14 protein-coding genes and 1 pseudogene are annotated in these 14150 nt (G+C 69.6%); 3 read left to right on the forward strand and 12 right to left on the reverse strand.

The annotated features are described in order from the left end of the window. From C4N9_RS00005 to C4N9_RS00030, 6 genes and pseudogenes are all read right to left on the reverse strand, one after another. Positions 1-173 (reverse strand): annotated as a pseudogene (locus C4N9_RS00005) (electron transfer flavoprotein subunit beta/FixA family protein); the annotation flags it as partial. A gap of 100 nt (positions 174-273) precedes the next feature. Then, positions 274-1083, reverse strand: coding sequence for an IclR family transcriptional regulator (locus C4N9_RS00010; RefSeq protein ID WP_109531252.1), 810 nt, complete (start codon positions 1081-1083; stop codon positions 274-276). A 44-nt stretch (positions 1084-1127) separates the two neighbouring features. Further along, a complete protein-coding gene (locus tag C4N9_RS00015) occupies positions 1128-2213 on the reverse strand; it encodes an oxidoreductase (protein ID WP_109531253.1) in 1086 nt (361 codons plus the stop codon). After that, entirely contained in the window at positions 2210-3004 is a 795-nt protein-coding gene (locus C4N9_RS00020; protein WP_109531254.1) for an enoyl-CoA hydratase/isomerase family protein, read from the reverse strand. The genes C4N9_RS00015 and C4N9_RS00020 overlap by 4 nt, the downstream gene beginning before the upstream one ends. Before the next feature lies 1 nt (position 3005). Then, complete coding sequence (locus C4N9_RS00025) at positions 3006-4106, reverse strand: acyl-CoA dehydrogenase family protein (RefSeq protein WP_109531255.1); 1101 nt, start codon at positions 4104-4106, stop codon at positions 3006-3008. After that, a complete protein-coding gene (locus tag C4N9_RS00030) occupies positions 4103-5284 on the reverse strand; it encodes an acyl-CoA dehydrogenase family protein (protein WP_109531256.1) in 1182 nt (393 codons plus the stop codon). Before C4N9_RS00030 ends, C4N9_RS00025 begins: the two co-directional genes overlap by 4 nt. Positions 5285-5474: 190 nt before the next feature. On the opposite strand from C4N9_RS00030, the gene C4N9_RS00035 reads away from it, so the two are divergent. The 3 genes from C4N9_RS00035 to C4N9_RS00045 are packed head-to-tail and all read left to right on the forward strand — an operon-like array spanning position 5475 to position 8463. Continuing rightward, on the forward strand, positions 5475-6332 hold the full coding sequence (locus C4N9_RS00035) for a MaoC/PaaZ C-terminal domain-containing protein (RefSeq protein WP_109531257.1): 858 nt from the start codon (positions 5475-5477) through the stop codon (positions 6330-6332). Continuing rightward, positions 6329-7495 carry an acyl-CoA dehydrogenase family protein gene (locus tag C4N9_RS00040; protein ID WP_109531258.1) on the forward strand — a complete coding sequence of 389 codons (1167 nt, stop codon included), beginning with the start codon at positions 6329-6331 and terminating at the stop codon, positions 7493-7495. The genes C4N9_RS00035 and C4N9_RS00040 overlap by 4 nt, the downstream gene beginning before the upstream one ends. After that, positions 7492-8463 (forward strand): acyl-CoA dehydrogenase family protein, encoded by a 972-nt coding sequence (locus C4N9_RS00045; RefSeq protein ID WP_109531259.1) that lies wholly within the window; start codon positions 7492-7494, stop codon positions 8461-8463. Before C4N9_RS00040 ends, C4N9_RS00045 begins: the two co-directional genes overlap by 4 nt. Positions 8464-8482: 19 nt before the next feature. On the opposite strand, the gene C4N9_RS00050 is transcribed toward C4N9_RS00045, so the two are convergent. The 6 genes from C4N9_RS00050 to C4N9_RS00075 form a co-directional block, all read right to left on the reverse strand. After that, complete coding sequence (locus tag C4N9_RS00050; protein ID WP_168192063.1) at positions 8483-9337, reverse strand: IclR family transcriptional regulator; 855 nt, start codon at positions 9335-9337, stop codon at positions 8483-8485. A 139-nt stretch (positions 9338-9476) separates the two neighbouring features. Continuing rightward, on the reverse strand, positions 9477-10265 hold the full coding sequence (locus C4N9_RS00055; protein ID WP_109531261.1) for an enoyl-CoA hydratase/isomerase family protein: 789 nt from the start codon (positions 10263-10265) through the stop codon (positions 9477-9479). Continuing rightward, entirely contained in the window at positions 10265-11269 is a 1005-nt protein-coding gene (locus C4N9_RS00060) for a ketopantoate reductase family protein (protein WP_168192064.1), read from the reverse strand. The genes C4N9_RS00055 and C4N9_RS00060 overlap by 1 nt, the downstream gene beginning before the upstream one ends. Then, the gene (locus C4N9_RS00065) at positions 11266-12003 is read right to left on the reverse strand and encodes an SDR family NAD(P)-dependent oxidoreductase (protein ID WP_109531262.1); all 738 of its coding nucleotides are present in this window, start codon (positions 12001-12003) and stop codon (positions 11266-11268) included. Before C4N9_RS00065 ends, C4N9_RS00060 begins: the two co-directional genes overlap by 4 nt. Positions 12004-12006: 3 nt before the next feature. Beyond that, positions 12007-13005 carry an acyl-CoA dehydrogenase family protein gene (locus C4N9_RS00070; protein ID WP_109531263.1) on the reverse strand — a complete coding sequence of 333 codons (999 nt, stop codon included), beginning with the start codon at positions 13003-13005 and terminating at the stop codon, positions 12007-12009. Further along, complete coding sequence (locus C4N9_RS00075; protein ID WP_109531264.1) at positions 13002-14150, reverse strand: acyl-CoA dehydrogenase family protein; 1149 nt, start codon at positions 14148-14150, stop codon at positions 13002-13004. Before C4N9_RS00075 ends, C4N9_RS00070 begins: the two co-directional genes overlap by 4 nt.

Raw genomic sequence — 14150 nt, forward strand, 5'->3', positions numbered from 1 at the left:
ATCTCGCTCGCGACACCCTTCTCCTTCAGGCGGATCGCTTCCTCGACCGCGATCTCGTCGAACGGGTTCATCGACATTTTCACGTTCGCCAGATCGACACCCGAACCGTCCGCCTTAACGCGCACCTTCACGTTATAGTCGATCACCCGCTTCACGGGCACCAGGATTTTCATGGGATTCTTCCGCCTAAAAACATGTCCTCGCAAGAAGCCTGTGGCAGACACAGAGACGGCGCGCCAGCCGCACCTGCCGTTCATCACATATCGGCTTCGACTAGACCTCGGGCAGCCGAGAGATGTGCTCGTCGAGCAGTGCCACCAGTTCTTCCTTGCGGGCGTTCATCGAACGGCTATGCCCGCAGATGGCGATGGCGAGCGGTGGCGAATGGGGCAGCAGCGGCAAGGGCATGGCCAGCACCGCCCCGCCACGGGTGATGACGCTGCGCCCGACATAGGCGTACCCCGACCGCCGGACGTCCTCGACCGCGGCGAGCACATCGGCCACGGAGACCGGAGGCTCGGCCTCGGGACGCTCGGCGTTGCTGCGCAGGACGATTCGGGTGATCTCGCTCTCCTTGAAGCGGGTCAGGATCGCGTAGCCCGTCCCCGAGCGGATCAGCGGCCGCGTGGTCCCCATCATCAGGTGAATTGCGTCCGGACCCGGCGCTTGCTGGACGTGGATGTACTGCGACAGCAGGCCGTTCTGCGCCGCCAGCATGATGGTCTCGCCCGTCGCCTCGCCCAGGGCCCGCAGGATCAGGCTGAGCCGTCCCTCGCCGAATACGTCGCGATTGACCCAATTGCCCAGCACCGATACGCGCGTCGTCGGGATATAGCTGCGCCGGTCAGGGATGTAGTGCAGGTAGCCTATCAGCTTCAGGCTGCGCAGAAGCGCCGCGCAGCTCGATTGCGGATAGCCCAGGGCCTCGGCGATTTCGACCACCGTCGCGTCGCGCTGCAATTCGTCGAAAAGCTCGAGAATGCGGATGGTCCGCCCGGCGGACTTGACCACCGTCTCCGGCATCGGTCCGAGCGATCCGATCACCCGTGCGTTCTGTTCGATCCGGACCTTTGGTCGCGCCATCCCTGTCTCCTTCGCGCCCAGTGTCGCGCGCGAGGAAGCCGCGTTCAAGCGAGACGCGCGCGACTGGCCGGATCATAGGCCTCAAGGCGCAGCCCGCGGCGCAGCCGGTCCGGCAAGTCGGGGTGCTGCAGGAACTGGCGGCCCGCCGCAACGAGGTCGATCTCGCCTGAAGCGATCAGCGCTGCGGCACGCCCGGCGTCACCTGCGGGCGCGAAGCCGAAGCTGCCGACCGCGATGACCGGGCAGCCGGTCAGGTGCCGCGCCCAGCCCGCCAGAGTCCGGTCGGAGCCCTCGAATGCCGGCTCCCAGAAGCGCCGCGTGCTGGCGTCGAAGATGTCTACGCCGGCCTGGGCGAGAGGGGCGAGCAGGACCGCGAGTTGCACGGGCGTCTCGGCCAGGCGCGCCTTGTAATCCTGCTGCTTGTGCTGGGAAAAGCGGAAGATCACCGGGAAGCCGGGGCCCACCACCTTGCGGATCCGCTCCACCACCGCGACGGCAAAGCGCAGCCGCCCCTCGGCGGTGGCGCCCCAACGGTCGGTTCGACGATTGGCGCCGGGCCACAGGAAAGCGTCGATCAGATAGCCATGCGCGCCGTGGATCGCCACGCCATCGAAGCCGATGCGCCGGGCGGCCGCGGCGCCCTGTCCGAAGGCCTCGATCACATCGGCGATGTCTGACTCGGTCATCGGGCGGGTCGGGGCCTCGACAGCGCGCATATGGGCGGCGTCATAGCTGGTGACGCCTGCCCTGCCCCAATGGCCGGATGGACGCATCGAAGTGCCCGGCGCCCGGGGATCGCGCAGCGGTCCCTGATGCCAGAGCTGCGGCACGATCCGCGCCCCCGCCGCCTGCACGCCCTCGACGACGCGACGCCAGCCTGCTTCGGGCCCCGGCAGGGCGATCTGCGGCAGGTCGGCGGCGTCAAGGGCAGCGGGATGCGGGATGCCGGTGCCCTCGGTCACGATCAGGCCCGCCCCTCCTTCGGCCCGCCGCCGGTAATAGGCGGCAACGTCGGCGCCCGGGACATGCCCGGGCGAGAAATGGCGCGTCATCGGCGCCATGACCAGACGGTTGCGCAGACGCAGACCGCCGCCCGAGAAGGGCCGGAACAGCGGCTCGACCGGGCTCATTTCCCGGTGAAGACGGGTTTGCGCTTCTCGACGAACGCCGTGACGGCTTCCTGATGGTCGGCGCTGACGTTGGCCAGCCCCTCGTAGGCCATCCCGACATCCATCGAGGTCGAGGCGATCTGCTTGAGGACTGAATTGATGGTCATTTTCGTGCCGACGATGGAGATTGTCGCGCCGGTGGCCATGCGGTTCGCCCATTTGTCGACCTCGGCATCGAGGTCGGCGGCGGGAACGGCGCTGGTCACAAGACCGATCTGGGCCGCCTCAGCCCCGCTGAGCAGGTCGCCGGTCAGGAGGTAGCGCCGGGCCCGCGCGAAACCGACCAATTGCGGCCAGATGACCGAACCGCCGTCGCCCGCGACGAGCCCCGCCTTGACATGGGGATCGCCGATCTTGGCGTCGTCAACCGCCACGGTAAAATCGCACATCACGGCGATGGTGCAACCCAGCCCCACGCAATCGCCGTTGATCCGGGCGATGATCGGTTTGGGGCAATCGAGGATCCCGTTGACGATGTGCTTGGCGTTGGGAATGCCGTCGAAATAGAGCGTCGGATCGTCGATCTTGGTCTGCATCTTGGGCAGATCGCCACCGACCGAGAACTTGTCGCCGGCGCCGGTCAGCACCACCGCCCGCGCCTCGGCATCGTTGGCGACATCGTAGAAGATGCGCCCCAGTTCAAGCTGCGTGGCATGGTCCAGCGCGTTGCGCTTTTCGGCGCGGTCAATGGTGATGCGCAGGATCGCGCCGTCACGCTCCACCTTGAGGTTCTTGTAGCGGCTGTAGTCCATGTCAGGTCCTTTCGGGATCGGTCGCCGCCTCGAAGCGGCGCAGATGGAGGGGTTCGGCGCCGCGGACCAGCCCGAAGGTGGTCAGCGACAGGAAGTGATGTGCGACGGGCATCTCCTCGGACATGCCCATGCCGCCGTGAAGCTGAACGGCCTGCTGGCCGATGAAACGCGCCGAGCGGCCGACCTGGACCAGCGCGGCGGCAACGGCGGCGCGGCGGTCCGCTTCGGGGCGCTCGAAGGCCAGTGTCCCGTGCCAGCACAGGCTGCGGGCGCATTCAAGCGCGACAAACATGTCCGCCATGCGGTGCTGAAGCGCCTGGAAACTGGCCAGCGGCACGCCGTATTGCTCGCGCCCCCGCAGGTACTCGGGCGTCGCCTCCATCAGCGCGTCCATCTCGCCGACCGCCTGGGCGCAGGCGGCCATCGCGCCCCGGTCGAGCCCGAGGGACAGGAGCCGCGCGGCCTCGTCTCCCGACGCGACAAGCGTGCCGGGGCTGGAATCGAAAGTGACCTCGGCGATGCCGTGGCCGTCGATCCTGAGCGAGGAGGTGACGCTGACGCCCGGCGCGTCGGCCGCAACCAGCCACAGGGACAAGGCGCCGCCGTCCCGCGCGGTGACAAGGAAATGCGTCGCCGCGTCGCCCCCCTGCACCCAGCGCTTCGCGCCGCTGAGCATACCGCCGGACATAGGCAGCGCCACTGCGGTCACGTCCCACGGGTCGCGCGCCTGCCCTTCAAGCGTCGCCAGCGCCGGTCGCATCGTCCCCGTCGTCAGGGCCTCGGTGTGGTCAGGACCGAGGGTCGAGGCAGCAAGGATGGAGCCCGCCGTGACCATGCACTCCAGCACCGGGGCCAGTGCCATGTGGCGCCCCAACGGCCCGAACAGCGCCATCGTCTCGACCGGGCCGCCAAAGCCGCCTTGGTCCTCGTCGAAGAGCGCGCCGAACAGGCCAAGGTTCGCCAGGCCTTGCCACAGCATCTCGTCGAACCCGGCCGTCAGCGCGGCGCGGCGTCGGGCCGGAGGATAGTCGCGCTCTAGGAAGCGCGCGACGCTGTCGGCCAGCATTCCCTGATCTTCGGAAAAGACGTATGCAACGGTCATATCTTCAGGATTCTCCGCGCGATGATGTTGCGTTGGATCTCGCTGCTGCCGCCGTAGATCGAGAGTTTCCGCCGGTCGAGATAGGTGGTCGCGGTCCACAGGAGCGCGTCCTCGTCCGCTGGCAGATCCAGCGGCTCCGCTCGCGGCGAGACGGCGGCGACGGGGCCCGCGGCCTCCATGATCGCTTCCGCCAGATCCTGCTGGACGGCGGCGCCCTTCAACTTCAGGACCGAAACGACGGTCCCCGCCGGCTCGCCCGCCATCTCGGCGGCGAGAACCCGGTGCGCGGTGTATTTCAACGCCAGAACATCGGTATGCAGCGCCGCCACCCGGTCGCGGAAGGCACGGTCCTCGGCCAGCGGCCCCGTTTTCAGCACATCGCGAAGGTGCTTGAGCAGGCGCTGCGAATGGCCGATGCCGGCGCCGACCAGACGCTCCAGCCCCAGCACATAGCCGGTCATCCGCCAGGCATCGCCTTCGGCGCCGATCAGGTTCGCGCCCGGCACCCGTACCTCGTCGAGGAACACCTGGTTGACCGCATGGACGCCCCCCAGCGTGATGATCGGCGTGACCGACACGCCGGGGCTGTCCATCGGGAACACCAGATACGAGATGCCGCCCTGCTTCTTCGGATGCTCCGAGGTCCGCACCAGCGCGAACATCCAGTTTGCGTTCTGCGCGTGGCTGGTCCACAGCTTGGTGCCCGTGACGATCCAGTCGTCCCCGTCGCGCAGGCCCCGTGTCCGCAGCGAGGCCAGGTCAGAACCCGCACCGGGCTCCGAGAACCCCTGACACCACCAATCCTCGCTGCTCAGGATGCCGGGCAGCAGGCGGGCCTTCTGTTCCTCGGTGCCGAAGGTGCAGATCAGCGGACCGACCAGATCGATCGCCGGGACATTGCCGCGCGGCGTGTCCATCAGCGCGGTTTCCTCATCGAAGATGAAGCGGCGGACCGAGTTCCAGCCGGCGCCGCCGTATTCCTTCGGCCAGTTCGGCGCCAGCCAGCCCTTCGCCGCCAGTTTGCGTTGCCACGCCTGGTGCTGGGCCTTGGTGACCGAGGCGCCCCGCCCGACGGCGTCGCGCACCGCGGGGTCCAGTTCGGCCTCGATGAAGGCGCGCAACTCGCTACGGAACGCCTCGTCCGCCTCCGTGAATCCCGGGTCGAGATGACGTGTCAAACCTTTGCTCCTGCCGTCCTTGCGTCAGCGCAATCTTGCGCGATGCCTTCGGGCGGCACCAGTCACGGCCGTCCCGGGGGTGTCGATCCATCGCATACCTGTTCAGTGCCCGCCCTCGGCCGCCGGCCGCTGGCCTGAACGCGCCCAGAGCCACAAGTTGCGCCGGTGACACCGCAAGGGGAGAGCCTGGATGCTTCACATCGATACGGTCATGGGCTGGAAGATCGAGCCGGTCGAGCAGACGATCACCGACACCGACTGCCTGCTCTACGCGCTGTCGCTGGGTTATGGCCGCGATCCGCTGGACCGGACCGAGCTTCCGTTCGTCTACGAGCAGGGTCTGCGCGTCGTGCCCAGCATCGCCAGCGTTCTCGCCCGTCCGCCGTTCTGGATGCGCGACCCGGCGACCGGCATCGACTGGGTGAAGATCGTCCATGGCGAGCAGATCGGCCATTTCCACAAGCCCGTTCCAGTCGGGGCGACGGTGGTGGGCGAAACCCGCGTGACGGGCATCGACGACAAGGGGACCGGGCGCGGCGCGCTGGTCTATACCGAGACGCAGATCTGGAACAAGGCGACGGGCGATCTGGTGGCGGTCAACGCGCGCTCGACCTTCTGTCGGGGCGATGGCGGCTGCGGCAGCGCGGGAACGGTGGCCAGCCAGGCGCCCACCCAGAAAGACCGCGCGCCCGACGCCGCGGTCACCTATGAAACCCAACCGGGGCAAGCCCTGCTGTACCGGCTCAACGGCGACCGCAATCCCTTGCATTCCGATCCCGACATCGCCCGGAAGGCCGGGTTCGAGCGGCCGATCCTGCATGGGCTCTGCACCTGGGGCATCGCCTGCCGCGCATTGCTGGCGCTCTGTTGCGAGAACGATCCGGCGCGATTGAAAAGCCTGCGCGCGCGCTTTTCCGCCCCGGTCATGCCGGGCGATTCGATCGAGACCCGGATCTGGCGCGAGGGCACCGGCGTCGCCTTCGAATCCCGCGTCCCCGGACGCGACGTGACGGTGCTGAAAGGCGGCTACGCCGATGTCGCGGCATGAGCGCCGCCCCCACCTTCGACTTTCTGCCGCCGCTGCTGCCTGCAAACGCCGGGTCGCTCAGGGCCGAAGTGCGCGACCTGGTGGCGCGCGAGCGGGCCGCCGGCCGTGTCGCGGTCAAGGATCGGATCGGCATGGCCTATAACGCCGGTTTCAGCCGAGCTTGTGGCGAGGCCGGGCTGATCGGCATGACCTGGCCCAAACGCTATGGCGGCCGCGAGGCGACGGCGATGGAGCGTTACGTGGTGACCGAGGAACTCCTCGCCGCCGATGCGCCGGTTCGGGGGCACTGGGTCGCCGACCGGCAATCGGGCCCGGTGATCCTGCGCTACGGCACTGAGGCGCAGCGCGAGCGCTTCCTGCCCCCGATCACCCGTGGCGAGTGCTTCTTCTGCATCGGCCTCAGCGAGCCCGATTCAGGCTCGGACCTGGCCGCCGTCCGCACCCGGGCGGTGCGCGAGGGGGCGGGCTGGCGGCTCAACGGCACCAAGCTGTGGACCACGAACGCGCAGAACAGCCAGTTCATGATCGCCATCTGCCGGACCACCCCGCAGGACATGAAAGACCGCTATCATGGTTTGTCGCAGTTCATCATCGACCTGTCCCTGCCGGGTGTCAGCATCCGGCCGGTGATCAACATGGCCGGCGGGCACGAGTTCAACGAGGTGCATTTCGAGGACGTGCCGCTGGCCGGAGACGCGCTGCTCGGCACGCTGGACGAGGGCTGGAAACAGGTGTCGGCCGAGCTGGCTTATGAGCGCAGTGGGCCCGAGCGCTGGTTGTCGACCTGGCAGGTGCTGGCCGAACTGAACGCGACCCTCGGCCCCGCACTGGGAGACGAGGCCGAGGACCGCATCGGCGCGCTTCTGGCCGAGACGCTGACCCTGCGCGAGATGTCCCTGTCGATTGCCGGCATGCTCGAACGCGGGATGACGCCCAACCTGGAAGCCGCCATCGTCAAGGACCTAGGCACAAGGTTCGAACGACGCACCGTCGAGGTCACGCGCGATCTCGCCGAACTCGCGACCGAGAGGGGACTGGCGGTGCCCGTCCGGCTCGGCTCGCTTCTGGCCAGTGCCATCCTGATGATGCCGGCCTTCACCATCCGCGGCGGGACCACCGAAATCCTGCGCGGCACCATCGCCCGGGGGCTAGGCCTGAGATGACATCTGAAACCGATCCCGTCTTTGAGGCCGCGTTGGCCGTGCTCGGCGACCATTGCCAGCCCCACTCCCTTGCCGCCTGGGAAGCAGGCGACATGCCTCAGGCACTGTGGCGCGACCTCGATGAAACCGGCCTGTTGTCGCTGCTGCTGCCCGAGGACGCGGGCGGCATCGGTGCCGGGGCCGACACCTTCGCCGGGATCCTGCGCCTCGCAGGCCGGCTGGCCGCGCCCGGGCCATTGGCGGAAACCTGCGTCGGCCGCTGGCTGACCCATGCCGCCGGATTGCCGGTTCCCGCGGGCGCGATGAGCCTTTCGCTGGACGGCAACGAGGCGCCGGGCGGGGCCGACACAGAAACGTTGGGCGTGCTGACGGACGGCGGTCTCGTACTGCTGCCCGCCGCGGGCTCGACCCAACGGCGGAACCTTGCGGGCGAAGTGCGCCTGAGTCCGGCGGCGTCGAACCTCCGCCCCACGGCCTTGCCCGCCGAGCAGGCGGCGCGGGCCCGGGCGTTGGTGTCACTGGGGCGCGCGGCGATGATGCTCGGGGCGCTGGATCGGGTTCTGGTGCTCAGCCTCGCGCACGCGAACACGCGTGTCCAGTTCGGCCGGCCGATCGGCAAGTTTCAGGCTGTGCAACAGAACATGGCCGTGCTGGCGGGCGGCGTGGCCGCCGCCGCCGCCGTTGTCGCCGCCGCCGCGCGCGATGTCGATGCGGGCGGCCCGGGGCTGCTGCTGGCGGCAGCGCGCGCCCGGCTGGGCGAGATCTCGGTCGAGGCGGCGGGCATCGCCCATCAGGTGCACGGCGCCATCGGCACCACGCGCGAGTACGAGTTGCACTTCCACACCCGGCGCCTGTCCGCGTGGCGTGCCGAGCAGGGCACCCCGCGCGCGGCGCGGCGCCTCTTGGCCAGACGCTTTGCCGGGGCACCGGCCGGCGCGCTGTGGGAGACGCTGCTCGCGACCGGTTAGGGCGGCCGCGAGCACAAGGTCAGAGCCCGGCCACCCGGGCTTGACAATAGCTCTCGATCCCGCCGTCGAAATCGAACACCCGCATCGCCGAGCGCATCAGCGAGGTCAGGCGGCGGGTCTCGCCCTCGATCATCTCGCGCGGGCCGCCAAGCGCCAGCGTCAGCGGCTGGGTCGGGTCCGAGCTGGGCAGGGCCATGGCAATACAGCCGGTGCGTGGCCCCTTCGGGGGCAGGGACAATGCGTAGCCCTGCTTGCGGACCTGCTTGATCCGCTCCATCACCTCGGTGTGCGTGAAGCGGATCTCGTCGGGGGCTGACCAGGCATTGGTCGCCGTGACAACGCGGCGGATCTCCGCGTCCGACAGGCCGGCGAGGATCACTTCACCCGCCGCGCAGCGGGTCAGGTTGCGTTCGGTACCCAGCGTCAGGTGGACTGATCGCTCGGCCACCCGAGCGCAATTCGACTGGACGATCTCGATATACTTGGCGTTGCGCCCGTTGCGGGTGGCCAGCAGGACGATGGCGCCGGTCTGCTCGTTGAGGATATCCATCATCCGCCGCAGCTTCGACCGCCCGAACAGGTCGCCGTCGATCCACGACCCGAACAGCGCCACCCGCCGTGTCGGCACGAAGGTGCGCTTGCGGGGGTCGTGGTGCAGCAGGCCCATCGACACCAGCGTCCGCAGGATCGCCGACGTGCTGGACTGCGGGTAAGCGAGGCGCTTGCAGATTTCGATTACCGTCGCCGGGCGCTGAAGTTCATCGAAGACCTCGAGGATCTGCACCACGCGGGCCGCGCTCTTGACGGCATCGTCGGGGATGTCGGGACGGCGGCCGACAACGAACATGTCCTCGGGGATCCACTTTTTCGGCATATCTGGCACCTCTGGGTAGCGAACGCGTTGGTTTTTGATACCCATCAGAATGCCCCAGACTCGCCCGCGTGGAACAAGGCTGTCGCCAATATCACATCCATGAATGCCTCGCGGCTGCCCATGCGCGATCCGGACCGCGTCACAGCCCCTTGAAATCAGGCGCGCGCTTTTCCCGCCAGGCGGCATGGGCCTCGGCGCTGTCCTCGGTCTGCGCCAGCGCCATGAAGCGCCACAGGTCCGCCTCGGACGCATCGCGAAGGTTCGGGATGTCCATGCCCCGGTTCAGCGATTCCTTGGTCAGGCGCAGCGCCAGCGGCGGCATCGCGGCCAGTTCGCCCGCAACCTCCATCGCCTTGTCCAACAGCCGCTCATGCGGCACCAGCCATTGCGCGAGCCCGGTGCGATGGGCCTCGTCCGCGGTGATCGGGTACCCCAGCGAGGCGCGCATCGCGTTGCCCTTGCCGATCCAGCGCGCCAGCCGCACCGCCCCGCCATAGGCCGGCATGATCCCCAGTTTCACCTGTGGCATCCGCCATTCGGCGCGCTCGGAGGCGATGATCAGGTCGCAGGCCAGCGTGGCGATGAAGCCGACGCCGATGGCATAGCCGTTGACCGCGGCGATCACCGGCTTGGCGAAATCCGTCAGCTGGTTGGCGACGAAATCGCGCCAGATGGTCATCCCCTCGATGGCCGCGCCCGGCGAGGCGACGGCATGCGTCTCGGCCTTGGTCAGGTTCGCACCGGCGGAGAATGCCCCGCCCACCGGATCGCCCGTCAGTACCGCCACACGGATCACCCGGTCGCCCTCGAGATCGGCCAGGATCGTCTTCATCTCGGCGGTGAAATCCGAGCCCCAGGCGTTCCGGGCCTCGGGGCGGCTGATCGTGATGACGGCGACGGCGCCGCGTTTCTCGACGAGGAGGGGCATCAGGGTTCCTTTGGTCCGAGGGTTTGCGCCCGCAAGGCGGCGAGCGCGTGGATCTGCGCCAGCAGCGGCGCCGGGACGCCGAGGCGCTGCGCCAGGGCCAGCGGCGCGCCGAGGATCGGGCCGATCTCCATGGCGCGGCCGAGTTCGGCATCCTGCAGCATCGAGGGCTTCACGCCCGGGCGCTCGCGGAACGCGGCCAGCCGGGGTGGGATGCCGTCTTGCAGGCCGGGGATGCCGGCTGCCCCGGCAATGTCGGCCGCTTCATGCATCAGGGCCTCGACCATGCGGGCGGCCTCGGGATCGGCCATCAGCCGGTCCACCGGCACGCCGGTCAGCATGCACAGCGGGTTGAGTGCGATATTGCCCAGAAGCTTGGCCCAGACGGTGCGCCGGATCTCGGTATCGACCTTCGTCGGATTGCCGGGCACGTCCAGCGCGGCGGCCACGGCGGCGGCACGGCTCTGGTTGTGGTTGTGGTCCGCGGCGCCGACCAGCAGGCGCTTGCCCTGCATCGGCACCTCATGCACCCAGCCCGGCGCCCGCAGCGACGCGATCATGTAAAGCACGCCGCCCATCACGGGCAGATCCTCCATCGCGCCGGACAGCGCACCCTCGGGATCGACAGCGCCGGGCGGAAGGCCTGCCAGGGCCGGGATGCCACGTGGGTACCACCACGGGATTCCGTTCTGCGCAAAGACCAGCGCCGCCCCCCGGGCCGCCCGCTCTGCCAGCTCGAGAGCGAAGGGGGCGAGATGGTGGGCCTTCAGCGTAATGAGAATCACGCCTGCGTCGGGCAGCCGGTCCATGCGGTCAGTCACCGCAAGGCGGTGGAGCGTGTCGGTCCCGTCGTCCGCTGTCAGCCGCAGCCCCTGTGCGCGCATCGCCGTCAGATGCGCGCCTCGGGCCAGCGCCGCGACCGGGCGACCGGCAGCGGCCAGACGCGCAGCGATCAGGCTGCCGATGGCGCCGCAGCCGACGATGGCGATGGAGTCGGCGCCGCTCAATGATAGCTCCGCCCGCCGTCGACGGCGAGGCAGGCACCGGTCATGTAGCTGGACCGGGGCGAGGTGATGAACAGCAGCGCCTCGGCGATCTCCTCGGGGCGGGCGCTGCGTTGCAGGGCATAGGTACGGGCGGCGTGGGCCTGCCGTGCCTCGGGATCGGCGCCGCCCGTCGACATGGGCGTGTCGACCATGCCGGGCGCCACGGTGTTCACCCGCACCGCCGGCGCCAGTTCGATGGCGAGGTATTTCAGCAACATCGCCACCCCGGCCTTGGTGGCACCATAGGCTCCGCCGGCGGTCGATGGCAGTAACCCGCTGGCCGAGGCGACGGCGGCGATGGTCGCGCCGGCGCCAGCCGCCCTCATGGGCGCGATGGCGGCCTGGCAAAGGGCGAAGGTCCCGGTGAGGTTCACCGCGAGCAGGCGCTGCCATTCGTCCAGTGGCAGGTCCTCCAGCCGGTGCCGGTCGGCGATGCCGGCGCAATGCACCAGCCCGTCGAGCCCCCCGAGCGCCCTGGCCGCCGCCGTAACCGCCCCGGCCGCCGCAAGCGGATCGGCAATATCGGCGACATGGGCGCTGGCACCCAAGGGTCCCGCCAGCGCTGCGAGGCCCTCCGCGTCGCGGTCCAGCAGCCCCAGATGCGCGCCCTGCCCCGCGAACATTCGCGCCGTGGCCTGACCGATGCCCGAGGCCGCGCCGGTGATCAGGATGCGCCGTCCGGCAAGCTCTCCCATGGCTCAGCCCCCGCCCAGCGCGACGATATCCGCCCAGACCTGCGTCCCGCCCCGGGTCAGTACCGCATTGCCCAGACGTTCGGACCATGCATGCTCGGAGCCCGCCTCGTCGCGCCACTGCCAGAGCCGGCGGGTCAGGTGGTGCAGCGCGTGTTCCCCGGTGATACCGATGGCGCCATGGACCTCATGCGCGACCGCGGCACCCCGGCCGACCGCGCGCGAGGCACGGATCTTGGCGATGGCCGGCGCGCGCCAGTCGGCGCCCCGGTCCAGCGCGCGCAGCGCGAACTCGACCCCGGCGCGGGCCGCCCCTGCCTCGGCCGCAAGTTCGGCGACCAGGTGCTGGACCGCCTGGAACTTGCCGATCGGCCGGCCGAACTGCTGACGGGTATTGCCGTGCTCGATGGTCATGCCGAGGATCCGCGACAGCGCCCCGGCGATCTGCGCCGCCCGCAGGACGGCCAGCAGCGCCTCGGGCCCCGGACCATCCAGCGGCCGGATCGCCAGCGGTCGGGTGCCCGAAAGCATCAGCGCCACGCCCGGCTCCCGCGCGACCCCGTGCAGCGGGCGCGAGGTCCCGGCGCCGGCGGGAAGCAGTACCAGATGGCCGTCGCCTTCGGCGAGGACCGGCCGGTCGCCTGCCGACAACGGCACCGTCAGCGACCCCCAGGCACGGCCGTCCCTGACCGACAGCGCGCCGAACCCCAGCGCGGGCGCCGGGTCCGACACCGAGCCCAGCCGGGCCGCCAGCGCGTTGGCGATCAGCCGTTCGCCCAGCCCGCCGGGCGCCGCGTGATAGCCCAGCGTCATGAACACGGGCCCGAGGTCCCGCCAGCCCAGCCCGGCACCGCCCTGCCCCTCGGGCACCAGCGCAAGGTCGAGACCCAGCTCCGCGAACGCGCTTTCCAGCGCTGGCGAGTCCTCCGGGCGATTGGGGTCCAGAAGGGCGCCCAGCAGGCGGTCCAGCTGGTCGGCCAGCATCTGTCCGGTCTCATCGTTCATCGCAGGCCCAGCCCCCGGGCCATGATGCCCCGGACGATCTCTTTCGTACCGCCGCGCAGCGAGAACGCGGGCGCCAGTTGCAGCACTGCCTGATAGAGCGCCCCGAACTGGCCTGCGTCGCCCAGTGCCGCGCCCGGCCCGGCCACCGCGCGGGCGACTTCGGGCAAGCGCTGCTCGAAATCGACGCCGATGTCCTTGACAACGGCGGCCTCGTTGTTGGGCAACTCGCCCCGGTCCAGCATCCCGGCCACCGCCAGCGACATCGAGCGCAGCACCGCCGCATCGGCCACCGCGTCGCCCAGAACCCGCGCGGTGAGCCGATCGCCCGGCATCGCCGCGTCGACCGAGGCCGCGAGCAGCGGAAACGAGCTGAGATACCGCTCGGGCCCGCTGCGCTCGTAGGCCAGTTCCGCGGTGGCCTGCGCCCAGCCTGCGCCCTCGGTGCCGATCAGTGCCTCGGCGGGCAGGGACACGTCGTCGAAGGTGACCTCGTTGAAATGCGCGTCGCCCGCCATGTCGCGGATCTGGCGGATTTCGACCCCTGGCGCGTCCATCGGCACGATCACTTGCGACAGGCCCTTGTGCCGGTCCGCGGCCGTTCCCTCGGACCGGACAAGCGCGATCATGTAGCGCGAATGATGGGCGTTGGTCGTCCAGATCTTGCGGCCCGACAGACGCCAGCCCTCGCCGTCACGCTTCAGTCGCGTCCGTATCGCGGCAAGGTCCGAGCCGGCGTCGGGCTCGCTGAGACCGATGCAGAAACACGCCTCGCCCGAGGCGATCTGCGGCAGGTAGAAGCGCTTCTGCGCCTCGGTGCCCAGTTTCAGGATCAGGGGGCCCGACTGGCGGTCGGCGATCCAGTGAAAGCCCACCGGAGCCCCTACAGCCAGCATCTCCTCCAGCACCACGTAGCGTTCGAGCTGACTGCGCTCCCGCCCGCCATAGGCCCGGGGCCAGGTCATGCCGATCCAGCCCTCGGCTGCCATCCCTCGCGAAAAGGCCTGATCGACCCCCATCCAGGACAGGCCCTTCGTGTGGGCCGAAAACGCCCCCGCGCGAGGTGCAAGGAAGTCGCGCACCTGCGCGCGCAGCGCCAGGGCCTCGGGCGGAAGGTCGACAGGGTCGAAGCGAAACGGGGTGTCCAT

This window comes from Pararhodobacter marinus (assembly GCF_003122215.1).
Taxonomy (GTDB): domain Bacteria; phylum Pseudomonadota; class Alphaproteobacteria; order Rhodobacterales; family Rhodobacteraceae; genus Pararhodobacter; species Pararhodobacter marinus.